The following is a 25693-nucleotide window of genomic DNA, read 5'->3' as shown; positions in this document are numbered from 1 at the left end:
TACTCCCTCTATCTTATGCGGGGGTATTCTAAAATATGAAGGAGTGAATCTTAAAAAAACGCACACTAATATTTCAGGGCGATTTTTAGCAGTTCTTCTTTATTATTTTTCTCAGGGTCTTCCAGAACAATCTCCAGAAGTTGCTGAAGGCATGTCCCAAGCTCTTTCCCCGGTTTCATTCCCGCCTGGATCAGATCTCTTCCGGTAACCGCCAGATCCTTTAAGGACAGGCACTGTTTTTCTTCCAGTATCCTATGATAAAGTTCCTCAATGCACTTAAGGTCATTCAGTTTTTCTTCCTGCTGATAAGTGCTCTGTGCCAGGACATCCGCTCTTTGTACCTCTAACAGCTTTGGAAATAGATCCTCCCCGATTTTATAAATCGCTTTTCTGACGCTCCTCGCATTGGTCCCGGGGTGATAGTCGTGATATTTTACCAGTTTTTCCACCTGGTATAGCGTTTCATTATCCAATTTCAGCCGTTTCAGCAGATCTTTCGCCATCTGGCTGCTCACTTCTGCATGTACGTAAAAATGATCGGTTCCGGACTCATCCGTAGTTCTCGTTTCCGCTTTGCCAAAATCATGGCACAATACGCTAAGACGCAGAACCTTATCTGCCCGCACCTCCTGCAAAGCCTTCAGGGTATGTTCCCCCACGTTTAAGATATGATGGGGATTATTCTGAGGGGTTTCCATCATGCGGTCAAATTCCGGAAGGATCACTGCGGTAATCCCAGCCTCACAGGCAAGGCGCAGAGTCTCCGGGTGAGGGGACACGATGAGCTTTAACAACTCCGTCTGAATCCGCTCTGCGCTGATATGGCTAAGATGAGGTGCCAGCCTGCGTATCGCAGAAAACGTCTCCTCTTCAATCCGAAATCCCAGCTGCGCCGCAAAACGCACTGCACGCAGAATCCGAAGTGCATCTTCGCTAAACCTTTCCTCCGGATTTCCCACACAGCGGATTATGCCCTGCTTTAGATCTGCCACACCGTCAAATTCGTCTACCAGTCCCCGTTTTTCACTATAAGCCATGGCATTAATGGTAAAATCACGGCGCTTTAAGTCTTCCGTCAGATTGGAAGTAAAGCAGACTTCCCTGGGATGCCTGCTGTCCTCATACTCGCCGTCAATCCGGTACGTGGTTACTTCAAACCCTTCTCGGTCTAATAAGACCGTCACCGTTCCGTGCTGGATTCCCGTATCCACCGTTCTCTTAAAGAGCGCTTTTACCTGCTCCGGTTTCGCAGAAGTAGTGATATCCCAGTCGTCCGGAATACGAAAAAGGAGAGCGTCTCTGACGCACCCCCCTACAGCGAAACCTTCATATCCATTTTCTTCTAATTTTTCTATAATTGTTTTCACCTGTTCAGGCAGTGTAATCTTCATAGTGTACCTCCAAACTGCTCCAGGGCTTTACGCCCCGGGTGCCGAAACACATATTATCTCAGCATAAAAAATAATAATACGATGATACCAAGTACGATCCGGTACCAGCCAAATACTTTAAAGTCATTTTTCTTGATATAGCTGAGCAGGAACTTAATAACGATAATGGAAGAAACAAACGCAACCACCATACCTACTAATAGAATAGCGAGTTCCCCTCCTGTAAAATTAAATCCGAATTTTACGATTTTCAAAAGGCTGGCTCCAGCCATTACCGGTATAGCCAGGAAAAATGTAAATTCTGCCGCTACGGTTCTGGACAATCCAACCAGAATACCTCCCAGAATCGTTGCTCCGGAACGGGATGTGCCGGGAAAAATTGCTGCGATCAGCTGGAATATACCTATCCAGATGGCAGTTGTATAAGTAATCTCTGCGAGAGAATTAATCTTAGGGCTTATGTGTTTGTTCCTGTTTTCAATTACAATAAACAAGATACCAAATACAATCAATGCAATGGCTACTGTCTGATAGTTATAAAACCATTCATCGAACTGCTCTTCAAACAGAAGTCCCACAACCGCTGCGGGCACACATGCCACTAAAATTTTAAACCACATTACAAAGGTATCTTTTTTAATAAAATATTGTTCTTTTGTTGAAAAGGGCCAGATTTTATTCCAGAATAGTACGACTACTGCCAGAATGGCGCCTAACTGAATTACCACAAGGAACATTGACAAAAACTCTTTGGAAACATTCAGTTTCACAAGTTCATCCAGAATAATCATATGTCCGGTACTGCTGATTGGAAGCCACTCCGTGATTCCTTCCACAATTCCAAACAACACCGCTTTTAAAATTTCTACTATATCCATAATCCTCTCCTTTGCTTTCAGAGCTTATATTGAGTTCTATCTGTCCGCCAGGAAAAGTTCAAACAGGTGAAAGAGCCTGTTTCAAAGCTTCAATGTTATAAATATGCCAACCGGACGACGAACGTTGATAGTATAACATAATTTATGAGCCTGCGTCCTTATAAAATTCTTATTTTTTACTGATTCTTCCATTTTTAAATAAAAGTAAGATAATCTTACGTATGGAACGTTTCGTATCTTTGTCCAGATGCTTAAAGGTACTCAGCATCGCCAGGGTACTTTTATACCATTCTTCTGTAAGCTCAATTAAAGTAGCCGCCTCCGCACCTTTTATGATCTCAAACAATGAATTCACAAATACCTCTCTCTGATCGGATGGAATATCACAGATCCATTTATTAAAAGCTTCGTCTTTGTAAAGAGAGGTCTTATAAATCTCTTCCACATATTCAAAATCACCATTTTTGATCACCCAGGTAAAGGGGTCATGCTGCAGAACTCCGGTTCCGGTGCTCTTAACTACTTTGTAGTCAATTTGATTCTGGAACATCATTCCTACAAAGGATTTCTCCGGGACAATTTTCTGTATCCGGTCCGCAACAGCCAGATATCCCTCTTCTTTATACACATCATCCCGAAAACCAGGACCGTCAAAGCAGTCTATTTTAAAAATCCGGTTCTGTATTTCCTCCCGGCACTCCATCCCGGCATACATTGCCACGTTTCCGCCCTTGGAATGGCCTCCCAGTACAATTTTTCCTTTCCACAGATCCCCCGCCTTTTCCAGATAACGAAGCGCCGCCACCTGTGTGGGGATGGGACTCATAAATGCCATATTAAAATCTTCCTTCCATCCAACGATGGACTCATCCGTCCCCCGGTAGGCAATATAGATCCAGTCTCCCATAAAAAAGGTAACCGCTGAGAACTGCATTTCCATATCTTCATCCAGAATATCCATAAAATAATTCATAGAAATATCCCGGAACCTGGGACTGTTATAAAGCGCTACATAAAAAGCCCGGTACTGCTCTTCAAATCTGGTGTCCCCATACAGGTGTTCATATTGGGGATGTCTGCGCAGGCTTTTGATGAAGACAGGCCGCTTCCCCTCTTCTAAGTCTCCCACAATTGTATCCAGTTTAAAATAGGATAGCTGGCATAATATTAAACTGTCAACCAGGTTGAATTCTTTTTCCTGAAAAGTCAGATGACCATACTCTTTCAAATAACTAATTGTATTATCCTTAATATTCATTTTGCCTGCTCCCTTCTCCAAAATATCTGTGAAACTTTCAGTCCTGTACGCATATCTTAGAAGCTTTCGTTCCTATATACATATCTGTGAAGCTTTCGTTCCTGCGCGATCCCATCACCGGAGCATAGAACATACTTCAAAATGCTCTCGCAGCAGCAGGTGAGAATTTTAAACAAGTTGAGCTTCTGGTAATTATCCCGTTGTAATGATTCTATTGTTGTTTTTAAAACAACAAGTTGATCAGCCCTAAAATAAATCCAATCAGCGCTCCAAGATTTACAATTGCATTCAGTTCTTTTTTCATAATGGACATCAGCAGTTCTTCTACTTCCAGTACGTCCATCTCATTGATTTTCTCCTGGACAATGCCGGAAATATTAATATTTTCCATCATATCTCCCAGTTTTTCTTCCACCAGGTTTTCATATGCTTCTACCGCATAGGCTCTGACCGGGACATCTGATTCCTTTACCATGGTTACCATTCTGCCAATCGTGACCTCATTTACCTTTTTGGCAATCGGCTCCCTGAAATTCTCCAGCATTTTTTCATTAACCATCATAGCCAGAAAACTGCCCTGTACCGATTCCAGTATTCCTTTGATTACCTCTCCTGCCACACTGCTGCCAATCTCATCGGAAATCTGCCCCAGCTGCATCTCATTTTCGCTTTGTACCTCAATGATCCCCTCCAGGGCATCTCCCACTTTATCTTTGATGCTGTCAGAGAGCAGTACCCCTTCCATTGTCTCCTTGGTCAGCAGCTGTTTTCCCACTGCCGCCCCTATGGCTTTCGCCAGACGTTCCTTTCCTTTTGGAATAATGCCTGGCGTAAAGGGAAGGGTAAACTTTCCTATTTTAACCGGATGCAGCGGACGAAACATCATCTTAACTGCAATATAATTAGTACAATACCCAATCACCGCCCCAATCACGGGCCCTGCTATCATTCGTATTTCAAACATTTTATAACCCTCTCTTCTATATAAATTATGTACCAAAAAAATTATTTCAACACTTTTCTTTCATCCTAAATTATATCTGAAATAAAGTCAAGGGTGATCTTATTACAATTAAGAGCCTTTGCAATTAGATATCGGGTACAGGCAAAACAATAGATGACAATGATCAAGCGGTAAACACATAAATCTTAGTACTAACACTTTCTTTTGGTACACACAGACATTTACTGAGATACTGACGTAGTTTGCAGTTTGTCGTTTATATTCACTTAAAAGATTACATACTCAATAACGATAAGTTTTTCTTAAAAAAGTAAAGAGACTGCCGTACCACTAAAGTTCGACAATCTCTTACTTCTTTTTAATCAATATAGATTTTACATAATCCCATTTTCTTCAAGCCAAGTTTTTAATAAATCTTCTGGCATTCCATTCCTTTCATCCCATTCGATATAGGATATATTCTTTTTTTCTTTAAAATGTATAATAGCAGGAGTTTGTGAAAAACCATACATATTTTTAAATGATTCCCATTCAATTTCAGTCACTACCTTTCATCTTACTAAAAGCTTTCTTGTATACAGGTTCCATGTTATTGCAGAGAATACATGAATGCGACTCAAAGATAAAATAATATGTTTGATCTGATCCTAATGATTGTTTTTCTATTGACTCTAATTCTGATGGTTCTATACTTATGAATTTGGATTGATTTGGCTTAAAGTAATAAAAGCATATGATACAAACTAATACTAAAAACGATATACCAGATATTATATATAATGTTTTAGATATCTCCTTAAAATTAATTTTTGTAAAAGGTTTAAAAACAAAAAAAAGTATTAAGTGAATCAAAAATGGTACCAAAATATAGAAAAATACGATTAAAGTAAACTTCACATTATTAAATATCAAAAAAAATGCTAATACAACAGATATAATAATCCCATTTAGAGGAAGATGTAAAATATAAAATTTTATATTTTTATTAATATTGTCATTAGAATGACTATCCATAAAACTCCTCCTTATATAAAAAGAAATATTAACTTGTTTTCATTATATATCTATAAAGATAATAATCAATACCTACATCACATTAAACCGGTTGTACATCATAAGTTTATTTATAATGAACTATTTTTGTATGAATCCTTCAAAAAGAGATCTATAAGTTTTGCTAACTGATATTGTTTCACCTGTATATAGAGAAACAATATAATGTTAACATTTACTATCAAAACTTACAATAAAGAATGTCTAATTGGTATTGCATTTCGTCTAATGAGTATTATATTCACTTAATATGCAACAAAATATAGGACTATACTTAGTTAAAAATTTGTAACTATTCACAACCAACCTAACTATTTATATTTTATGATCCAAAATTATGATTTTTAATTTATAATTCATACCCAACTAATAGTTTATGAAAATTTGAGATCAAAATTTATTTTTAATGCAACAATCCACTATTTATATTACACTATATCTATGAACTACATGTAGAACAACAGAACCCGCAGCCGCGGCTCTGTGGAAAAGGGGTGAGGTTATGGCAGATTTTGCCGAACTGGCATCAAAAGCGAAGCTTGGCCAAGCAGATGCCTTTGCACAGTTATATGAATTAGTATATCAGGATTTATACCGATTTGCTCTGTATACATTAAAGAATGGTCATGACGCAGAGGATGTAGTCAGTGATACGATAATGGATGCATATTTGGAAATAGGCTCCCTGAGGGATGCAGGAGCATTCAAAGCGTGGATATTCCGCATTCTTGCAAATAAGTGCAGGAAACGTTTGAAACAGTACATACAGAAAACAGCGGAATTGCCCGAGGATTTCGCCGGCAGTGAGCGGGATGTCTGTGAGGATATGGACGTGCGCAGAGCATTTGCAGCCCTGAACGATGAAGAACGTCTCATTCTTGCCCTGAATTTATTTGGTGGTTACAGCAGCCGAGAGATTGGCAATACACTTTTGTTAAGTCCAGGCACGGTACGTTCCAAACAAAGCCGGGCACTGAAGAAAATGGAAAACATGCTTACTCGATAACCGAAACGAAAGGAGTGTCTTATTATGGATGAAAAAGACCTTTTAAATAGAATAAAAAAATCAGCTGATTTTGTAGAACCGCCTGAATCGCTGGATCCGGATCATATCAAAGACCGGTTGGAACATTATACACCGCCTCTGGATGCCGGAAAGAAAAAGAAATTTCCTGTTTATCGGTTAGGCGCTGCCGCAGCCGTACTTTTAATTGCACTGATTTCCGTATGGACAGTGAATCGGATTCCAAATCAATCTAAAAGTGAAATGGCTTCCGGATCTTCCGGTAATCAGGATGCGGGGGCGGGGGAAGGTTTCACAGAAGCTGCCACCGCCCCTGAAAACGGTCAGGAATCCTCTGTAGATGATAACGGTAATGATACCGTGATCTCTGAACCAAAAACCTCACCCGACGGAAAGGTCGCACCTATTCAGAATTATGATGTCCTCTACAACACCCTGGTTAAAAACTTTTCGATGCAGGAGGGAGGGATCACGAATGAAGCGAAGGCCAGCACAGGTGCCGGTATGGGCGGTGATATGGAAAGCAGCAAAGAAATGGCAGACGGACTTGCCGGGGGAAATGCAGAGTCAAAGGCAATGGATACTGGAGCAGAAGACAGCAGCGATTATTCGTCTACCAATATTCAGGAAACCGGTGTGGATGAAGGTGACGTGGTAAAAACAGATGGAAATTACCTCTATATTTTAGGGAACGATAATAAGCTCCACATCATCGCCGCTGACGGCAGCAAGCTAAACGAATCCAGTTCCATTGATTTCAAAGACTTTTCTGAAACAATAGAAGAATTTTATATTAGCAAGAATATTTTAAATATTATAACTACTGCATCCACAACCACTATGCAGAGCGGATCAACTGAATCTGACGGAAGTATCATCGAGGACGACATAGCCTGGGTGGATTCCGCAGATGCAAAAAAAGACATCTATTCTGTTAACAGAAATCTGATTACAAAGTTATATACTTATGATATTTCAGACCGAAGTGCTCCCAAACTGACCGGAACCACCACGCAGGATGGGCATTATCAGACCAGCCGTAAAACAGGCGATTACATTTATCTGTTTTCTGAATATTCACCGGTTTTAAAACAAACCAGGGAAGACAGTACCATTATTCCCAAAATAAACGGCATAAATCTTTCTTCTTCAGATATTTATATCCCGGAGTTTTTAAATTCTCCTGCCTATCTGATCATTACTGCAATTAATATCAAATCGCCGGATAAAATACTGTCAAAGAAAGCAATCGTTTCTGCGGCCTATCTTTACTATGTAAGCACTGAGAATATATATATCTGTACAAATGACTGGAATGGTTCCACTAATACTACACAGATTATGAAGTTTCAATACGAGAAAGGCAGTATCGCACCAGTAAGCGCCGCCGAAGCAAAAGGCGCGCTCAATAACTCCTTTTCTCTGAATGAACACAATGGTTATCTGCGGATCGTTACCACCTCCTATAGTGAGAATACCGGAAGTGTAAATAACCTGTATATTTATGACGAATCTCTGAACCCCTGTGGAAAACTGGAGAACCTGGCACCGGGTGAAACTATTCAATCCGCACGTTTCCTGGGTGATACCGGATATTTTGTCACATTCAGACAAATGGATCCCTTATTTTCTGTAGATTTGTCTGACCCAAATCATCCGAAACTCCTTGGGGAACTGAAGATTACAGGCTTTTCATCCTACCTTCATTTTTATGGCAAAGATAAACTTTTGGGGATCGGGTATGAAGTAGATCCGGAAAGCGGTGCTTATAAAGGAATGAAAATGTCAATGTTTGATCTCTCGGACCCCTCCAATGTCAAAGAGCTTCACAAATACATTATTAAGGATGCAAATGATTCCCAAGGTCTCATTAATTACAAAGCTATTATGATTAATCCTGATAAAAACCTGTTTGGTTTTCACTGTCGTACCGATGCTGATAATTATATGGTATTTTCTTACGATCCTGGGGATGGGTTTCAGAATAAACTTGTATATACCTTTAAAGGCACCGAAGATTACAGCCTTGCCATTAACAACGCCCGTGGCTTATACATCAATGATACCTTTTATCTGTCATACGGGCAGGATACCCAAAACCATATCTTAAGCTTTGATATAAATAATAACTTTACCCAGCTGGAATCCTTTAAAACGAAATAGAAAACTGCATTATATTACCCCTGCTTCCAGGTAAGAAGCAGGGGCTTTTTTCTAACTGATGTTAATTATCCTTTTACACCACTGCTGGTGATACCCTGCACAAAGTACTTTTGAAAGGGCAGGAATAAAAACAGCGGTATTAATGCAGATATCATGGAGCCTGCATACAGGCACGACCACAACGTGGAACGTTCCTGTTGAAAAGAAGACAATGAGATCTGTATGGTTCGTATTTCTCTGGTTCTGGCTATCAGCAGGGGCCAAAGATAGGAATTCCATTGATCCATAAAAATCATCAGCCCTGCGGTTATAAATACCGGAACAGACAGTGGTATAATGATTTTAAAGAAGATCGCAGGCAAAGCTGCACCATCCACTCTTGCCGCTTCTACCAGACTTCCGGGAATCTCCTTAAAAAATTGTACAAACAGAAACAGTACCAGACCGCTGGCAATTCCGGGGAGAATAATTCCCATCCGGCTATTCACCAGTCCGAACTTATCTGCTATGGAATATAACGGAAGCGCGATTGCCTCAAAAGGTATCATAAATGAAAGCAATATGATACCAAATAATATCTTCTTAAACCTGAAATCAAATGCTGCAAATGCAAAAGCTGCAACGCTGTTAACAATGCAGCCTAAGAATATAGATACTACCGTTACGAACAGCGTGTTTAGAATCGGCTGCAGAAAATTAAAGTCCGTAAAGATCTTCACATAAGCCTCTGCCGTAAAGTTAACCGGAAGCAGTGTGTGTATGGAAAACGGAAGCGCATATTTATATAACTCACTATCATTTCGAAAAGATGCGGATATTCCCCACAGTAAAGGAAAAAGCGTAACCAGTACCACACAGGCAAGTCCAAAATATATTGCCACATTTTTTATAATCTTTTTTTGTCTTCTGCTCATGCCCTCTTCCTCCCTTTCTTTTTCTTCCCGTTTGTATCATCATCCTTATCTGATAAAATAAAGGACTGCAGGCAGCAGATCAATACGATGATAAGCAGCAGCACAGTTACGATTGCAGAAGATCTGGGACGGTCGATAAACTTGAATGCAGATTTGTATGCCTCAAACATCAGCACGTTTGTACTATTTTCAGGCCCTCCATTTGTAATCATCTGCATCGGTACAAACAGAAGTACGTTTGCAGTGGTATTTGCAATAAATACAAATAGTAAAACACGCTTGATAAGAGGAAGTGTAATCCGGGTTGTTGTCTTTATCCAACCAGCACCATCAATTCTGGCCGACTCATAAATGGATGTATCGATGTTTTTAAGCCCTGCCAGGATAAACATCATCCAGTAGCCCACACCCTTCCAGGTTGCAATAATAACAATACACCAAAGTGCCTGGCTCTTGCTGATCAGGAATCCCTGGGCAGGGATTCCAAATACACTTAATAAACTGTTGATAATACCGTTATTAGGATTAAACATCATGTTCCATAAAATAGTGGCTACTGTCAGTGAAATGGTTACCGGCAGATAAAATATTGTGCGGAAAATCCCAATGCCCTTAATGGTAGTATTGGCAAGCATAGCTATGAGGAATGCCAGCAGTACCTGAAGTGGAATCATCACAATATTAATTTCAATAGTAACCCATAAAGCATTCCAGAATACAGGATCCTGAAATAGGGTCAGATATGTATGTAAGGTGAATTTTGAATCAATGATAATTCCCTCCAACAGCGTACTTATAATCGGAGATATTTTAAATATAAGTATAAGCACAAATGCAGGCAGTATCATAAGGTAAGGAATAAACCAGTATTTTTTAGTCAGATTAAACACGATATCACCTCTGTGCCTTCTATTTTTTGTATTTTTCCATTGCAGTGTTGATTTGAGATACTGCATTGTCAAGTGCCGTCTTCACATCAGTACCGTTGCGAATATCTTCCCAGGTATTTGTGATTACCGTATCATACTCGGTGTAACCTGGGGTAAGTGCCCTTGGAACAGCTGTATTTGCTGCTTCATATGCTGCTATTTTCATAATACCATCGGCATTGTCATCATTCAGAATTGCATCTACTGCTGCCTTCGTGGATGGAACGTCATGGTTAATATCAAGCCACATGTCATTTCCTTCTCCTAAAGACAACCATTTGATAAAATAAGCTGCCAGATCTTTGTTCTGGGAATTAGCCGGGATACCAAAATGCCAGCTTCCTGTTGAAGTTCCCACCTGATCTTCATGTCCTTCAAAAGCCGGAACCGGGCAGTAACCATAGTCTTCAAAACTCTTCTGTGCACAATTTGCCTCCGTCCAGGTGCCGCCGACCATAAATACCACTTTGCCAGCCGTGAAGGTATCCGTAACCTCATCTGCTGTAATCCCTCTGAGCGAAACTCCTTCCTGGTAGAGATTCTGATACCAGGTACAAGCTTTTACCCAGCTTTCATCATTAATGACACCATCTACCCCGTATCCGTCATCTCCGATATTTTTTCCTCCCAGACTGTTTGCAAGAGGATTCATCTGGTAAGTTCTGCTTACCTGCTGAAACATAAGCCCGGCAATTCCCATAGTTCCATCCGGATCAACTGCAGCAAGGGTGTCTTTCGCCATTTTTTCTACCTGTTCCCAGGTCAGGCGGTTCTCAGTATCCGACTCCGGCATTTCTATACCCGCCTCTTGAAGCAGCGCCTTATTGTACCAGAGAAGCTGGGAAGAAGTATTCATTGCAGGAGCATAGAATTTCCCATTCCAACTGCCTGCTGTCACTGCCGAGTCTATAAACTGCCCTTTTTCTTCCTCGGTAAAATATTCATCCATAGGCGCCAGATAGCCCCTGTCAGCATAACCTGCCACCATTGGAACATCCACGCTTAATACGTCATAATCAGAGGAGCCTGACCCCACTTTCACTTCTATTACTTCAAATAAATCCTTAAATGAATACCACTCTGTCTTTACCGTTGCTCCGGTCTCTTCCTCAAATTTTTCTATCAGAGGTTTTGTCTGCCCTTCCCATGCATTGTCACCTACTCCCTGTGATACCCAGGTAATTGTCTGCCCTTCAAAGGGCTTTTGGGCAGTATCTGACTTTGCATCTGCTTTGTTAGAATCCCCGGCTTTGCCGTCGCTGCTCTGAGACTCAGCTTCCTTGCCGGTATCACTGCTTCTCTTTTCACTGCCTGCTGTTTCCCCTGTTCCTGACGCCTGCGTCTCTTTCTCCTGACCTGTTCCTGCACAACCGGTCAATGCAGATACTGTCATCGTTACCGTTAATAATATTGCTGCAACTCTTTTTTTCATCGTAATTTCCTCCATCATTTTCTTCTTATATTTAACTTGTCAGTTTATGAAATAAGTCTTCAAACAGCCGGTCTCTGTTAATGGCATAAACATATTTAATCAGATGCCGTGTCCGGTCAAAGGCATACCGGTCATCGTACTCCGGAACCGGGCTGTGTTCATAACGATCCAGCATAAAGGACTCATCCAGCAGCCATGCTACCGCCGCAACATCCCAGATTGCCCTGCTCCAGCAGGCGCTTTCTTCATATTTGTCCGCCTCCGCGGTCGTTACATCTACCAGATAGTCACAAAGCTTGTTCTTGCCGGACAGCCAATACTTAAGTTCCGGACCAGTAGTCGCAAAATGGGAAACAACTCCCATACAGGGCAGCTGTACCAGCGGTACTTTTGAATCAAACACTACTCTGGCTGCCGCAACATCCTGGAATAAATTAAACTCCCTGTTATCGTGCCAGTCATAGGCATGTCCCCCCAGCCAGATCACTACCACCCTGTTTACAATTTCCGGTTCCATTATAATTGCAGAAGCAATGTTGGTAATTGCACCTATGGCAATAATATAAAGAGGATTATCCTCTTTTCTCTCCATAGCTCTTTCCACAAGATCTCTTACTGCAGCTGATTCTACCGGCTGCGATTCATCCGGCAGATATTTAACCGCCCCCTTAAAGACATTTTCCTTTAAATCCTCCCGTTCCATCAGCTCCAGCACATTCATAATCTCCTGATAACTCTTCTCCATTCCATCTCCGGGTCCAGCAGACTTTTCATTGTGAAAAGGTGCCGCATAGATTGCTTTCAGCCTTAACTTCTCCCCTGACTTAATCAAATAAGCCAAAGCATACTGGTCATCAATCTCATTGTAAGTGTCCGTATCGATTACAACGTCTACCGGACCTGCCGGTCTTTCTAATTTTCTGATTAATTCCTGGTCTGTCATTTCAACTTCCTCCTGTAAGAGAATTTTTATTTTACGCATCTTCTCAATTTCTGCAAATTCTGTCCTGCAGATCACATGCGTATTTTTCTTGTGTATATAAGATGATAGATTTAGTATACAATTGCAGTTCTATACTTTGCATCAAGAATATAAGCTGCAACATCAATTAAGTTCCTCTGCTCCTCCTTTCAAAATATAATTGCTAGTTTAGGAAAATAATTTTCTTAAATCAATTTCTTGATGTTATCTTATCACGTTTTCGTTTTATGTCAATACTATTCCTCATACTTTGTTAGATATAACTATTTCAGAAAATTGTTTTTTGTGCTATTTATACAATTTAAGTCAAATAGCAATTGACAAAATACAGTTCATATATGATAATTATGTCATTGCAAACACACCTGACAACCTTTTTTAAACTTGGAGTAATAGTGATATGACAATTAAAGAAATTGCCGGTTTAGCCGGTGTATCCATTTCCACCGTTTCTAAGATCGTAAACAGCAAGGATGAGAACATCAATGCCGAAACCAGAAACCGTGTTTTGAAAATCGTTAAAGAATATAATTATACCCCCTATTCCTCGGCAAAAATTGCATCTACTGCTAAAACTTTTGTATTGGGTGTATTATTAAAATCTGCCTCAAAATCCCGTCTTCTGCTGGATGGAATAATGTCCACCGCACGGGAAAACGGCTATCATATTTTAATCTGTGACAGTATTAACAGCGCGCAGGAAGAGTTGAAAAATATAACTGCACTCTGTAAAAACAAGGTAGACGGCGTTATCTGGGATCCGGTAAGCAGCCAAAGCCTCTGTCACGGGCACCATTTTGCAAAATTGAATATTACATATGCTGTTTGTGGATCATCAGCGCCGGATAACAGCTATTGCATTGATTTTTCCTCTCTGGGGTACCAGGCCGCCAGGATTCTGGTTGAATATAAACATCATAAAATTGCCTGTCTCCTGTCACCCGGCACACACCGCTCACAGCTCATTCTGGAAGGGTTCAAAAAATGCCTGTACGACAATCAGATTCCGTTTACCGACAGCATGGTTCTATCAACAGATTCTGAAAGCTGGTATTCAGATATTGTCGCGCGGAAACTCACCGGCATTTTATGTTCGCACTTTTCATTATGCCTTGCTCTCTACGAACAGCTGGACAAATTCCATTATCGGATTCCATATGATATTTCTCTCATTACGCTGAAGGATGATGTCCCGGGGGAGATTCAATACCCTGGAATTTCCGGTATTCCGGTTCCTTACTATGAATTTGGAAAATTTATTTGCAGACACTTGATTGAAGAATGTGAAAAAAGAGAATTCTCTGATCTCAGCTTTTACCAGACATCCCTACTGGACCACACTGCCAGCCTGGATGTTCCCTATCCAAACCGTTCCCCGAAAATCGTAGTGGTCGGAGGCATCAATATCGATGTCACATTAAATCTAGATGAGCTGCCTCATTCCGGTAAAGCCGTCAGTACAAGCCGTTCCACTACTTTCCCGGGAGGGAAAGGGGTAAATCAGGCAATCGGCGCTGCCCGCCTGGGTCATCCCGTCTCCCTGATCGGCAAAGTTGGAACTGACTATGATTCCGCTCTGATTTACAGTGCTATGAAGGAAAATGGTGTAGATATACAGGGAATCGGAAGGGATCTTAGCGCCAGCACGGGAAAAGCTTACATACATGTACAAAATGACGGGGAAAGTACGATTTCTATCCTTACCGGGGCAAACCAGAATGTGACAGCCCAGGATATTATAAATAATGAACGGCTATTTGAAAATGCGGGTTATTGCCTGCTGCCAACCGAAATACCGGATTTTACTATTGAGACAGCAGCACAAACCGCAAAAAAGTACGGCGCCAGGACTATCCTAAAGCCGACACTTCTGGATCGGATACCCGATTCTATTCTTAAAAATATTGATATTTTTATACCAAACCAGATCGAAATAATTTCTCTCTGTCCGGGCATCCGTACACTTCCCGAACAGGCAGACTGTTTTCTAAGTAAAGGCGTAAGCACCGTGATTATCACCCTTGGACACCGGGGATGCTACGTTAAATCAAACGGTCTTGAGCGTTATTATCCGGCTGTTGGTTTTGTATCTGTTGACAACACAGGCGCCGCAGATGCCTTCATATCTGCTCTTGCCTCTTATCTTCTGTATGGTTACAGCCTGGATGAAGCCATACGGATTGCCAGTTATGCCGCAGGGTTCTGTACTTCCAGGCAAGGGGTTGTACCTGCGCTGATTGACCGGAGCTCATTGGAAACTTATATAAAAAAGGTGGAACCAGATCTGATACATCGATGAATTTACAATTCTTGTAATTTTCTTCTTGACAACTATTCTTGTCATTGCTATACTGTCTTTGACAAGAATAATTGTCATTTTGACTTAATTCTTTGTCACTCCATGGATTATAAAAATTGTTATAAGAAAGGGGATGATCATATGCCCTTATACAATCGCTTGAAAGAATTCCGCGCAAAGCTGGGAATTAACCAGCAGCAACTGGGAAGCCTGGTAGGTGCATCCAGGCAGACAATCAGTTTGATTGAACGGGGCGATTATTCCCCCTCAGTAACTTTAGCACTTAAAATAGCCAAAGTCTGCGGGGTTGGTGTTGAAGAAATATTTAGTTATGAGGAGGGAGAAGATGATGAAGAATAGAAAAAGGATTGTCTTAATCCGCTTTTTTCTAGTCATTTTTCTGGCAGGTGTACTCGGAGGAATCGCGGGTTATCTTTTTGCTTCAACTGAAGCTAGTTTAACCAGTGTGGGGAATACGGTATCCGGCATCTTGATTCGATACTCCATTTATATGAGTGTTGTGTTTGATGCCATAGCCCTTTTGATTTCCTACGTTTTATACCGTATCTCTAAAAAGGAATTCAAGTTGTGGGATCAGGAAGATTCCGATTCCATCATTCAGACGGAACGAAAGCTTTCCATTTCCCTGATGGCAAGTGAAATCGGTCCTATTCTGGCAATGATCGCTTTCTGTATCGGAATTATAGACATTCACAAAGGGGGCGCAGCCACCCAGCTGATCTGCATGCTGGCATTTATCACGTTGTCACTTGCATTAGCACTCCTTCAGCGGAAGATTATCGGGCTGGATCAGGAAATTAATCCGGAAAAGAAAGGGGATCCTCTGGATTTCAACTTTCAGAAACAATGGTTGAAAAGTTGTGATGAACAGGAAAAGCAAGTTGCTTATAAGTCAGCTTACAAAGCGTTTCGCATTTCACAGATCTTTTATGTGTTCATCCTGATTTTTTTAATCCTGCTGGGTCCATCATTTGAAATTGGAACCCTTCCCTTTTTAATCGTTGGTGCAATATGGTTATTACAGGTTATGGTATACTCCATTACCTCTTTAAAACTTTCAAAACCCAAAAATCATTAGCAACAGAAAGGACATATTATGGTTGAAATTAAAAATCTTTCTAAAATTTATCACCTGAACAAGAAGCAGCAAAAAGAACAAAAAGCAAAGAACACTAAAAAAACAGCAGTTTCCGATCTTAATCTGGAGGCTCATGAAGGAGAGATCTTCGGCCTTCTGGGTACAAACGGCGCCGGCAAAACCACTACCCTTCGTTGTATGGCTACGCTCCTGAAGCCTTCCAGCGGAAGCATATCCGTATGTGGATATGACACTATAAAGGATTCCGCCAAAGTTCGTGAAAATATAGGATTTTTAACAAATGAGATCAAACTGGATCCTCAGTTTTCACCAAAATACCTCATGGGATTTTTCGGAAAACTGCACGGGCTCTCAGAAGAAACCATCAACCAGCGCAGGGATGAGCTTTTCAAACATTTCGGAATAAAGGAATTTGAAAACAAGAAAATAGAAGAACTGTCCACCGGTATGAAGCAGAAAGCCGCCATTGCAGTAAGCTTAATTCACGATCCCAAGGTAATCATCTTCGATGAACCCACAACAGGACTGGATATCATTACGGCACGTGCAGTTACTGATTATCTGCAGAAGCTGAAAAAAGAAGGTAAATTAATTATCATGTCTACGCATATCATGTCCGAAGCAGAGAAGCTCTGTGACCGTATTGCGATTATTATTGACGGAGAATTAACAATAGAAGGTACACTGGAAGATATCTTAAACCAGACAGGATGTGACGATCTGGAGGATGCTTTCTTTAAACTGTACCAGACTTATGGAAAGGCGGTATAAACATGAACGGAACAAAAGCAATTTATTGCAAAGAATTAAAGCGTGTCTTCAAAGATTCAAAAATGATCTTCTCACTATTTATCCTTCCCGTTGTACTTATGGTTGGAATTTACAGCCTTATGGGTTATTTGGGCAATAAGGAATCACAGAATACCAAAGAGCATGTTGCAACGGTTTCTATCCAGAATGCGCCGGAAGATATGGCCGGACATATGGCGGATTTTATCGGTAAAGCAAATGTTTCCTATCTGAAAGCAGACGAAACTCTGGATGCTGCAAAAGATGACATTTATAACGGTAAGCTCGATCTTCTGGTAGTCTTTCCTCAGGATTTCAGCCAGCAGATTGCAAATTATAAAGAGGGGGATCCGATTCCTGACATTCAGACTTTTTATAATCCGTCAGAAAATTATTCCCAACATGCCCACGACGAATTCACAACATCCCTGAACGGATATCAGAAGGCATTATTGGCTGACCGGCTGGGTAACCTGGATATGATAACCATATTTACAATTGACAACACGAATCAGAATTCCATTATTCAGGATGATGCTAAAGCTTCCGGTCAATTCCTTGCCATGCTGCTGCCTTACCTGGTAACTATCCTTTTATTTGCAGGAACGATGTCACTGGGTACCGACTCGATTACCGGCGAAAAAGAACGCGGTACTCTGGCCAGCATGTTAGTAACACCAATCAGCCGTTTTGAAATAGCCCTTGGCAAGCTTCTGGCACTAATGACGCTGTCCATTATGTCCGCTTCCGTATATATTATTGCTTTAACTGTTTCTCTTCCCAAGTCCATGGCATCTATGGGTGCGGAAAATATGACGGTTACCTTTACTGCGGGGCAGATTATTATGATTGCTGCAATTATCATAGCTCTTGCATTTTTATATGTGGCACTGGTTGGAATTGTATCGGTATTCGCCCGCACTGTGAAAGAAGCAGCATCTTATGTAACTCCTTTATACATCATTGTTATTGTTGCAGGACTTTTTACCATGATTTCTCCATCCTCAGGTCACGCAACTTACGAATACCTGATACCAATCTATAACTGCAGTATAGCACTTGGCGAAATCTTTACCAGAGAATTAACTGTACTTCACTTTGCCATGACTCTTGGAATTACCGTTCTGGTGGGCGGTGCAGTAACTGCAATCATTGCAAAAGCATTCAGCAGCGAACGCATCATGTTTAATGCTTAAATAAATACAGACAGCAACAGCGCGGACGATATGTTCCGCGCTGTTTTCATTAACCTTATCATAAATGCTTTCATGGATACTTTCATATTTTATATTTCGTTATATCATGACAGCAAAGAAGGACTGCATCCTTCCCTTTCCAGCGGATCCTTGAAGCATCAGCGCTGGACCAGACATTTAGTATCGGATTATAGAATTCTTTGGTACAGTTTTTTACAGTATCATCCAGATCCTTTACCGGACAGTTTTCACAAGGTTCCTCCCTGTCAAAAAATTTACGGTAACAGCACATGCCTTCTCTTACATCAGGCACCAGCGATTTTGTCTTTTGGTTGATATAATACATCTCATAAGATTCTGCACCGATTACATAAATCCAGGAATTCTGATTATCCAGGATATTCTGCATCCCCTCCAATGTCTGAACCACACTGTCCTGTGCACGTTTCTTTAACAGAAAAGTACTTAGTATTTCACTGGTAAAAATTAGTGTCGTGATCTGCTCCTGGGTCCAGAACCTGTTCATCCTGCATTCATCGAAACCAACATATCCTTTGAACTCTCCATTGTCTGTTATGGCACACTGAAGCATAGACTTAATCCCCTGTGGTTCCAGAATAGCCTTTTGTTTCGGCGGTAATTCCATAATATCCCTGCAGTAGAAGATTCCATCTTCGTTAAAATTTGCTACATAGTTTCCTCCCAGATCAAAATCATAAGACACATGCTTCAGATTATCGATTTCTTCCTTCACGCCGGTATTACACCACTCAAAGGTATTGCTGCAATACCGGTCATCCTCTGTATTTTCAAATATGTATGCGCGGCTTACATTAAACTGATGCCCTACAATTTCCAGAATCGCGCTTACCGCAGCTTCCACATCAATGGATTTATAAAGTATTTTAAATATATACTCAACCAGCTTACTGTTCAGGGTGTTCCCCATGCCTTCATTAGAGTCAATTTTTTCATTTACTGCCGTTGGCATCGAGACAGGTATTCCCGGAAATCCGTCGCCAATTGAATCGTCATAATGTACATACTGATTCTTACCCTGCTTTTTCGCCTGATACAAAGCATAATCTGCCTTCTTATAAAGCTCCTGGAAATGCTGACCGTCATTCGGAAATACAGAGATTCCTATGCTGCAGGATATGGATTTATCCCAGCTCTCCTGCATAGGCAGATTGCGAAATGCCTCAACCACCTGACGTGCTTTCTCAAACACCAGTGCATTGCCAGGAATATCCTTAATAAAAGCAATAAATTCATCTCCGCCTATACGTCCTACAATATCAGACTCACGAAACAGTTTCCGCACATCTGATGTGATCTCTACAAGAAATGCATCCCCAAATAAATGCCCCAGAGTATCATTCACCATTTTAAAATCATCAATATCAATAATCATCAGCGCAGACTGCTTTCCCATATTACTGCTCTGCAAGTAGTTATCAATCAAAGCATGCGCCGTACCTTTATTATAGAGTTTCGTCAGCGGGTCACGCTCAGCCTTTTCCAAAAGCTGCTGGGAATTCTTTTTTTCGTTATCTATATCAATGATTACCCCGACCGCTTTAATGGGAATCCCATCTTTATTTAACTGGGAAGTAAGCCGAAATCTGCACCAGATGTATTCTTCTTTCGTCTTTTTAACCCTGGCTTCTATCTCCATGTAACCTTTACCGCTTCGAATCTGATCAAATGCATTTCTAAAAGCGGGCAGATCTTCCCGAAAAACATGAGAATTATAGGATAGCGACGCGAAAAACCGCTCTTTTACAGGCTCATAATGGAATTTCTTTTCCCAATTAGAAGAAAAACTTAAACTGTCCCTCTCAATATCCCATTCAAATACTATATCATTTGTCTGATCCATAATAATCTGATGGCGTTCCAGACTCATTGCCAGTTCTTCCTGAGCAAGTCTCCCTTTCGTAATGTCAACCAATACACAATAAAAGATACCACTCCCATCACTGGCTGTGATCAATCTTCCCTTATCCAAAATCCAGGCAACGCTGCCGTCTTTTTTTCGGATACGATACTCTATTTCTTTGGTATCGCTGAGGGCAAGCTGCTTTTTTACCTCTTCCAGAGTTGCCTCACGATCCCTTGCGTCTATCATTTCCCAAAAACTATTCGCGAACTTTTCCTCTATCTCTTTTTGTGTATAGCCGAACATTTCCAAAAATGATTCACTCATCTGCGTCAGAGTTAGGCATTCGTCATATTTACAGCAAAATATTGCACCCGGAACATTATTGGTTAACATCAGTAGTTCCAAATTCCTTGCCTCAATATCAGCTGCCGGTGCAGAAACATGAAAATAGCATAATTTTTCTTCCGTATCTGTTAACCTGCAGATTGCTGTAATCAGTATTTCATTGCTTTTACATAACTTATCGGCTGACTTCTCTTTCAGCCGCGCCTTTAGCAACACCAGGCAATAGTCTCTTCCCAGACGTTTAGTTTTATATAACGGCTCTGTAATCTCATAGCTATGGAAATTTGCTGTCCGTTTTTCTTCTGCCAATTTTAGCACTGCATCCTGACCAGAATAGAACGTATCAATCCCCGTCTCGAACCAAAGGATTTCACAATCCATCATATCTGTTATTTTTTCAGGATTCCACTCTTTATAATAATAATAAAGAAACTTTTCTACAAAACTTACACCTTGATTTCCAATATCCATGCTCTCAAAGCTCCTCTGTTATATAATTACAACACAACTGCCATCATTATCAATATTTTCTATTATAACAGACACTGATACGGAAACAATAGTAAAATATATTTATTTTCTATTTTTCATCAAAAATTTATCTTTTTCATTCTGGAAAGAGAAGGGGGCGGACCGTTCACAAACTGTTCGCTGCCATACTACCCCAATGCCACATCTAATATCATCATAATCAAAAATCCAGCCATAACGCCCATCGTACCTACATTTGAATGTTCTCCTAAATGTGCCTCCGGTATTAATTCTTCTACTACAACATAGATCATGGCACCTGCTGCAAATGAGAGCAGCCATGGCATATAAGGCTCTATATTTTTTGCCACCAGAACAGTCAGTACACCAAAAATCGGCTCTACTATTCCCGACATACTTCCATACAAAAATGATTTCCCCGTACTGACGCCTTCCTGCTTCAGGGGCAGTGATATAGCTGCGCCTTCCGGGAAGTTCTGTATTCCGATACCAATCGCCAAAGCAAAGGCACCGGCATATAATGCTGTATCACCGCCATGCTGGGCTGCTAACGCAAAAGACAGTCCAACTGCCATTCCTTCCGGAATATTATGAAGGGTCACAGCAAAAACCAACAAGGTAGTTCTTTTCCAGGATGCAGATACTCCCTCCTGCTCTTTACTTCCCGGATGCAGATGGGGAAGCAGTGAATCCAGAATCAAAAGAAATGCGCCTCCCAGTAAAAATCCTCCTGCTGCCGGAAGCCACCCAATCTGTCCCTGTGCCTGCGCCTCATCAATTGCCGGTATAAGCAATGACCATACGGATGCGGCAATCATAACACCTGCTGCAAATCCCAGAAAAATACGCTGGATTCCATCATTTACTTTCCCACGGAAAAAGAATACCATGGCAGCTCCCAGAGTCGTCATCAAAAATGTGAATCCGGTACCTCCTGCTGCCCAAATTACTGAATTCATAGATACACCTCTTTTCTCTCTTTATAAAAATTACTTTTCTTAGTATTACCCGTTCTCATTCTCTAAACCCGGATATCCTTTATTATAATACATTTCAAGAAGAAATTGTTTAATATTTTTTATCAAAAAAGTACCCAAAAAAAGTACAGTCCGAATTCTCCATTCCCCATTTTACCGGGTTCCGGACTTTCTTCAGATTGTACTTTTCTTATGGCTTAATCCTGTTTTAAATATTTTTCTGGGATATGTTACTACTTAGTTTGCGTATCCAAGTCTCTGCCAATCACTTTTTTACTGCGGTTTACGTCTTCATTTATTTCATTTCCGGACAAATTACCAGGAAGCCTCATCCAGAATTCCACACCATTATCTACGTTGACAGCACCGCATTCACCATGGTGTAAACCTACAATGCTTCTGACAATATATAGCCCAAGCCCTGCATGCATGGATCTATCTTCCTGCGGTGATATATCATTGTCACCTTTCATGTAAAAACTCCTCCAGATCTTATCTATATCCTCTGCCGGAATCGGTTCTCCTTCATTGTATACTTCTATATAGACATCTCCTTCTTTTCGGGTCAGGCTGACCTCAATCAGACCGCCCTGCAGCGTATGATTAAAAGCATTCATCATAAAGTTCCCAACTGCCTGTTCCAGGTATACCCGATTTCCCAATACAGTACATTCCGGTTCAATATGGAAACTACATTTGATTTGGCTCTGCCTGAACAGGGCATCGTATTTAAACATCAGGTACTGCATCATTTCACTTAAATTTACTTTACCCATCTGCATCGTATCCATATGATGCTCTATCACAGTGAGATTGAGCATATTCCCAATCATATCCGACATCTTTGACACTTCTTCTACAATTGAATTGTAATAATATTCCCGGTCAATCTCATCTCCCATACATTGAAGCATTTCTACCTGACTGGAAATAACCGTCAGCGGTGTCTTTAACTCATGTGAAATATTTGCCATGAACTCTTTACGGACTTCATCAATCTTGCCCTGCTGCACATTTTCAATCTCTAACCGGTCCTTATCACCCTCCAGGCTCTGCACATATTCCTGAATCTGCTCGGACATGGAGTTGATATTTGCCGCGAGGCTGTTAATTTCCTGAAAGGATGTATCCGTTCTTGCCTTTCTGGTAAAATCCCGTTTGGCAACCCGCTTCGCGACCTCACCAATTTCTTCAATCGGTTTTGCAATACGGTTCGACAGTATATACATTATGATACTGCCTATCAAAAGGGAGATAACAATTACTACTGCCAGGAAGGTCTGGGTATATTTAAAGGAGCTGTATGCTGACTTAATCTCTTCCTTAATACTCACATAATACAGATTTCCATCCTGTTTGATAATTCCCGGAAATCGAATCAATCCCATAACCTTTGACATATTCCTTCGAATTTTGGGCTGTTCCGTAAAATCTTCAATATGAAGGTTCACATTTTTATAAACCTGGGCTTTCGGTCCTGATTTCCTTGTTGTATAAACAGGTTCGTAATTAGCATTTGCAATGACGAACGAAAAGTTCTCATTTTCATAACTTTTAAACAAATTTTTATCGTCGCTGTCTATCTTTTTTAAATCCACCGATTTTATTTCTTCAAATGCTTCTTCCATCATTTTGCTCTTCTGTCCAACATAGTAATCTGTTGCAAAAAGACTGAATACAAGACTGCTTCCCCCAACAACGATCAAAAGGAATGCCCACTGCATTATAATCATATTGCCTTTTATTTTTTTAATCATGTTCTCCTACTCCAAACAGATACCCTACGCCATAGACAGATTTAATATAAGGACATTGATCCGTCAATTTTTTCCGAAGCTGCTTCACGATGGTGTCGACCGTCCTGGTATCTCCGTTATAATCGTAACCCCAGACTGAATTCAAAATAGCTTCTCTGGAAAGTACAACGTTTTCATTTTCCAGGAAATACACCAAAAGTTCAAATTCCTTTGGCGTAGTTTCCAAAAATTCTTCTTTTAAATAAACCTTCTGGCTTGCAATCTCTATCTTAAGCTCTCCTGCAAATAAAACATCCTTAAGTTTTCCTGCACGCTTTAAGACTGCCTCTACATGGGCTTTGATAATTGCCAGTGTATAAGGTTTGGTAATATAGTCATCCGCACCTTTATTAAAACCATTCAACTGGTCTGTAATCGCATTTTTAGCCGTGAGCAGAATAACAGGCACCTCAGATTTCTGACGAATCTCTCCCAGTACCTCAAATCCATTTAGATGCGGCAGCATAATATCCAGCAACACCAGATCTAATTTATGCATGTTCTGATAAAAAAGTTCTACAGCCTGCTGACCGTCATAAGCAACTATTACCTCATATCCATTGATATTCAAAAAATCCGACAGCGTCCTTGCCAGTTTTAATTCATCCTCAACAACTAAAATACGGTTTTTCCTCATTTCACACTACTCCTAACGAATTCTGCTGGCATCGTCAAATCCACCTAATTTCACGGTGCCTGTTTCTTCATATTCTTTCTTCAATTTGTAATAATCATTCTTACGTTCTTCAATATGCTCATAAGCATTGCGCTTTGTAACGTAAGTACCAAACCCTTCATAGGAACGTGTGCCTTTTATTGTATCAACCATCAAATCGTATACTTCATAGAAAAAATGGCCTTCATTATAAAAATTATAGGGATTCAGATCAATATCATTATAGCCACTAAAATCCCAAACTTCTGATACTGATATGATGTCATATAAGAACTGCCAGTAGTCTTCACTCTCATGTTCACTCATCTCACCGATAAAGGATGGGGCAATAATCACCATCAGTTCTACATTATTTTCATCGCACACTTCTTTTATCATTTTGAAAGCATTTAGGTTCTCTTCATAATAAGGCCTTTCACTAGGTTTTGTAAAGAGTGTTTTTAAATGTTTATCGATTTTATTTGTAACAAACTTCTCTGTGAATTTCTGAGGGTTCTCATCTCTCCTTAAATAATACTTTTCCAGGTTCCTGGCACCATCCCCGATTTCCGGATAGAATGTCTGTGTCCCCTTCTCTTTCCATTTTTCTTTCAGCTCATCCAGGCTTACCGTGACATCTTTTAACATAAAATCAATAAATTCCATTGCCTGGGACTTTCCGGAAATAAGTGCCGGAACCTTATACAGGTCTCCCACATGCTCTGCCTCAAACCTGCGGACTTCACCTCCGCTGATGTTCAGCACAATTTTTTTAACATTTGTATTTTCCACCAGATATTTTGTGTTCAGATAATATTCGTTAAAGTTTCCTACCGTGGAAAACATATTGTAATAACGGTATCCGTCAATCTCACTCATTTTTTCCGCAAGATAGGTTCCCGCCTTGGAACCGCCTATGATATACCCATCGTATTGGTCCTGATAGTTTTTTACATGCTCCGCTTTAAAGAACCTGCTGTAACTATTGTCATTCACTTCAATCGTACCAAGGGCATCATAATCGCCTCCCCGAAATGCAAAATATCCAAAGGGATCTACAAAATAATTCATTCCGCAGATAAATCCAAATACCGCTAACACAAATACCAGGAATCCGACTGCCCATTTTTTATACTTCATTCGCTGTCCTC

The 25693-nt window shown here is 40.6% G+C and carries 21 protein-coding genes; 7 read left to right on the top strand and 14 right to left on the bottom strand.

Translation table 11 applies throughout. The features are described from left to right. Positions 1 to 65 precede the first annotated feature (65 nt). The 5 genes from QR40_RS25965 to QR40_RS31965 all read right to left on the bottom strand — a co-directional run bounded on the left by QR40_RS25965 (position 66) and on the right by QR40_RS31965 (position 5036). Entirely contained in the window at positions 66 to 1391 is a 1326-nt protein-coding gene (locus QR40_RS25965; protein WP_044297476.1) for a CCA tRNA nucleotidyltransferase, read from the bottom strand. A 53-nt stretch (positions 1392 to 1444) separates the two neighbouring features. Next, on the bottom strand, positions 1445 to 2269 hold the full coding sequence (locus QR40_RS25960) for an undecaprenyl-diphosphate phosphatase (protein WP_027295024.1): 825 nt from the start codon (positions 2267 to 2269) through the stop codon (positions 1445 to 1447). Between the two features lie 169 nt (positions 2270 to 2438). After that, a complete protein-coding gene (locus tag QR40_RS25955) occupies positions 2439 to 3527 on the bottom strand; it encodes a DUF2974 domain-containing protein (RefSeq protein WP_052431064.1) in 1089 nt (362 codons plus the stop codon). A 223-nt stretch (positions 3528 to 3750) separates the two neighbouring features. Next, positions 3751 to 4491, bottom strand: coding sequence for a DUF445 domain-containing protein (locus QR40_RS25950; RefSeq protein ID WP_044297475.1), 741 nt, complete (start codon positions 4489 to 4491; stop codon positions 3751 to 3753). A gap of 374 nt (positions 4492 to 4865) precedes the next feature. Next, complete coding sequence (locus tag QR40_RS31965; protein ID WP_156042966.1) at positions 4866 to 5036, bottom strand: DUF6568 family protein; 171 nt, start codon at positions 5034 to 5036, stop codon at positions 4866 to 4868. Positions 5037 to 6046: 1010 nt separating this feature from the next. Here QR40_RS31965 and QR40_RS25940 point away from each other — a divergent pair. After that, positions 6047 to 6550 (top strand): RNA polymerase sigma factor, encoded by a 504-nt coding sequence (locus QR40_RS25940; protein ID WP_044289507.1) that lies wholly within the window; start codon positions 6047 to 6049, stop codon positions 6548 to 6550. Positions 6551 to 6574: 24 nt separating this feature from the next. Further along, positions 6575 to 8731: a beta-propeller domain-containing protein gene (locus QR40_RS25935; RefSeq protein WP_044297473.1), complete on the top strand. Its 2157-nt coding sequence runs from the start codon at positions 6575 to 6577 to the stop codon at positions 8729 to 8731. A 65-nt stretch (positions 8732 to 8796) separates the two neighbouring features. Here QR40_RS25935 and QR40_RS25930 read toward each other — a convergent pair whose 3' ends face one another. From QR40_RS25930 to QR40_RS25915, 4 genes are read right to left on the bottom strand one after another with little or no spacing between them, the layout of a single operon-like run. Beyond that, on the bottom strand, positions 8797 to 9645 hold the full coding sequence (locus tag QR40_RS25930) for a carbohydrate ABC transporter permease (protein ID WP_027295029.1): 849 nt from the start codon (positions 9643 to 9645) through the stop codon (positions 8797 to 8799). After that, positions 9642 to 10535 carry a carbohydrate ABC transporter permease gene (locus QR40_RS25925; protein ID WP_052431066.1) on the bottom strand — a complete coding sequence of 298 codons (894 nt, stop codon included), beginning with the start codon at positions 10533 to 10535 and terminating at the stop codon, positions 9642 to 9644. The genes QR40_RS25930 and QR40_RS25925 overlap by 4 nt, the downstream gene beginning before the upstream one ends. 19 nt (positions 10536 to 10554) lie before the next feature. Next, on the bottom strand, positions 10555 to 12006 hold the full coding sequence (locus QR40_RS25920) for a sugar ABC transporter substrate-binding protein (RefSeq protein WP_044297472.1): 1452 nt from the start codon (positions 12004 to 12006) through the stop codon (positions 10555 to 10557). A gap of 31 nt (positions 12007 to 12037) precedes the next feature. Then, positions 12038 to 12949, bottom strand: coding sequence for a nucleoside hydrolase (locus QR40_RS25915; RefSeq protein ID WP_044297505.1), 912 nt, complete (start codon positions 12947 to 12949; stop codon positions 12038 to 12040). Positions 12950 to 13388: 439 nt separating this feature from the next. Here QR40_RS25915 and QR40_RS25910 point away from each other — a divergent pair, with 439 nt between their 5' ends. From QR40_RS25910 to QR40_RS25890, 5 genes are all read left to right on the top strand, one after another. Further along, positions 13389 to 15287 carry a PfkB family carbohydrate kinase gene (locus tag QR40_RS25910; protein ID WP_044297471.1) on the top strand — a complete coding sequence of 633 codons (1899 nt, stop codon included), beginning with the start codon at positions 13389 to 13391 and terminating at the stop codon, positions 15285 to 15287. A gap of 141 nt (positions 15288 to 15428) precedes the next feature. Then, on the top strand, positions 15429 to 15647 hold the full coding sequence (locus QR40_RS25905; RefSeq protein WP_027295033.1) for a helix-turn-helix transcriptional regulator: 219 nt from the start codon (positions 15429 to 15431) through the stop codon (positions 15645 to 15647). Then, positions 15634 to 16386 (top strand): DUF3169 family protein, encoded by a 753-nt coding sequence (locus QR40_RS30340; RefSeq protein ID WP_027295034.1) that lies wholly within the window; start codon positions 15634 to 15636, stop codon positions 16384 to 16386. Before QR40_RS25905 ends, QR40_RS30340 begins: the two co-directional genes overlap by 14 nt. Before the next feature lie 18 nt (positions 16387 to 16404). Continuing rightward, a complete protein-coding gene (locus QR40_RS25895; RefSeq protein ID WP_027295035.1) occupies positions 16405 to 17178 on the top strand; it encodes an ABC transporter ATP-binding protein in 774 nt (257 codons plus the stop codon). A gap of 2 nt (positions 17179 to 17180) precedes the next feature. After that, positions 17181 to 18392 (top strand): ABC transporter permease, encoded by a 1212-nt coding sequence (locus tag QR40_RS25890; RefSeq protein WP_027295036.1) that lies wholly within the window; start codon positions 17181 to 17183, stop codon positions 18390 to 18392. Between the two features lie 82 nt (positions 18393 to 18474). Here QR40_RS25890 and QR40_RS25885 read toward each other — a convergent pair whose 3' ends face one another. From QR40_RS25885 to QR40_RS32125, 5 genes are all read right to left on the bottom strand, one after another. Continuing rightward, complete coding sequence (locus tag QR40_RS25885; protein WP_052431063.1) at positions 18475 to 21093, bottom strand: sensor domain-containing diguanylate cyclase; 2619 nt, start codon at positions 21091 to 21093, stop codon at positions 18475 to 18477. 188 nt (positions 21094 to 21281) lie between these two features. Then, positions 21282 to 22073 (bottom strand): ZIP family metal transporter, encoded by a 792-nt coding sequence (locus QR40_RS25880; protein WP_027295038.1) that lies wholly within the window; start codon positions 22071 to 22073, stop codon positions 21282 to 21284. A gap of 251 nt (positions 22074 to 22324) precedes the next feature. After that, on the bottom strand, positions 22325 to 23848 hold the full coding sequence (locus QR40_RS25875; RefSeq protein ID WP_044297470.1) for a sensor histidine kinase: 1524 nt from the start codon (positions 23846 to 23848) through the stop codon (positions 22325 to 22327). Further along, positions 23841 to 24524, bottom strand: a complete 684-nt coding sequence (locus QR40_RS25870) for a response regulator transcription factor (RefSeq protein ID WP_027295040.1) — start codon at positions 24522 to 24524, stop codon at positions 23841 to 23843. The genes QR40_RS25875 and QR40_RS25870 overlap by 8 nt, the downstream gene beginning before the upstream one ends. A 12-nt stretch (positions 24525 to 24536) precedes the next feature. After that, positions 24537 to 25682, bottom strand: coding sequence for a hypothetical protein (locus tag QR40_RS32125; RefSeq protein ID WP_027295041.1), 1146 nt, complete (start codon positions 25680 to 25682; stop codon positions 24537 to 24539). Between the last annotated feature and the right edge of the window lie 11 nt (positions 25683 to 25693).

The organism is Robinsoniella peoriensis (assembly GCF_000797495.1).
Taxonomy (GTDB): Bacteria; Bacillota; Clostridia; order Lachnospirales; family Lachnospiraceae; genus Robinsoniella; species Robinsoniella peoriensis.
Note: the sequence above shows the minus strand (reverse complement) of the source record. Positions and strands in the feature narration are given on the sequence as shown.

Excerpts from the sequence above, each read along its gene's own strand:
- QR40_RS25935 (WP_044297473.1), top strand. The coding sequence starts at position 6,575 with ATGGATGAAAAAGACCTTTTAAATAGAATAAAAAAATCAGCTGATTTT.
- QR40_RS25950 (WP_044297475.1), bottom strand. The coding sequence starts at position 4,491 with ATGTTTGAAATACGAATGATAGCAGGGCCCGTGATTGGGGCGGTGATT.
- QR40_RS25905 (WP_027295033.1), top strand. The coding sequence starts at position 15,429 with ATGCCCTTATACAATCGCTTGAAAGAATTCCGCGCAAAGCTGGGAATT.
- QR40_RS25880 (WP_027295038.1), bottom strand. The coding sequence starts at position 22,073 with ATGAATTCAGTAATTTGGGCAGCAGGAGGTACCGGATTCACATTTTTG.
- QR40_RS32125 (WP_027295041.1), bottom strand. The coding sequence starts at position 25,682 with ATGAAGTATAAAAAATGGGCAGTCGGATTCCTGGTATTTGTGTTAGCG.
- QR40_RS25960 (WP_027295024.1), bottom strand. The coding sequence starts at position 2,269 with ATGGATATAGTAGAAATTTTAAAAGCGGTGTTGTTTGGAATTGTGGAA.
- QR40_RS25875 (WP_044297470.1), bottom strand. The coding sequence starts at position 23,848 with ATGATTAAAAAAATAAAAGGCAATATGATTATAATGCAGTGGGCATTC.
- QR40_RS30340 (WP_027295034.1), top strand. The coding sequence starts at position 15,634 with ATGATGAAGAATAGAAAAAGGATTGTCTTAATCCGCTTTTTTCTAGTC.
- QR40_RS25885 (WP_052431063.1), bottom strand. The coding sequence starts at position 21,093 with ATGGATATTGGAAATCAAGGTGTAAGTTTTGTAGAAAAGTTTCTTTAT.
- QR40_RS25965 (WP_044297476.1), bottom strand. The coding sequence starts at position 1,391 with ATGAAGATTACACTGCCTGAACAGGTGAAAACAATTATAGAAAAATTA.
- QR40_RS25895 (WP_027295035.1), top strand. The coding sequence starts at position 16,405 with ATGGTTGAAATTAAAAATCTTTCTAAAATTTATCACCTGAACAAGAAG.
- QR40_RS25915 (WP_044297505.1), bottom strand. The coding sequence starts at position 12,949 with ATGACAGACCAGGAATTAATCAGAAAATTAGAAAGACCGGCAGGTCCG.
- QR40_RS25940 (WP_044289507.1), top strand. The coding sequence starts at position 6,047 with ATGGCAGATTTTGCCGAACTGGCATCAAAAGCGAAGCTTGGCCAAGCA.
- QR40_RS25870 (WP_027295040.1), bottom strand. The coding sequence starts at position 24,524 with ATGAGGAAAAACCGTATTTTAGTTGTTGAGGATGAATTAAAACTGGCA.
- QR40_RS25930 (WP_027295029.1), bottom strand. The coding sequence starts at position 9,645 with ATGAGCAGAAGACAAAAAAAGATTATAAAAAATGTGGCAATATATTTT.
- QR40_RS25920 (WP_044297472.1), bottom strand. The coding sequence starts at position 12,006 with ATGAAAAAAAGAGTTGCAGCAATATTATTAACGGTAACGATGACAGTA.
- QR40_RS25910 (WP_044297471.1), top strand. The coding sequence starts at position 13,389 with ATGACAATTAAAGAAATTGCCGGTTTAGCCGGTGTATCCATTTCCACC.
- QR40_RS25890 (WP_027295036.1), top strand. The coding sequence starts at position 17,181 with ATGAACGGAACAAAAGCAATTTATTGCAAAGAATTAAAGCGTGTCTTC.
- QR40_RS25955 (WP_052431064.1), bottom strand. The coding sequence starts at position 3,527 with ATGAATATTAAGGATAATACAATTAGTTATTTGAAAGAGTATGGTCAT.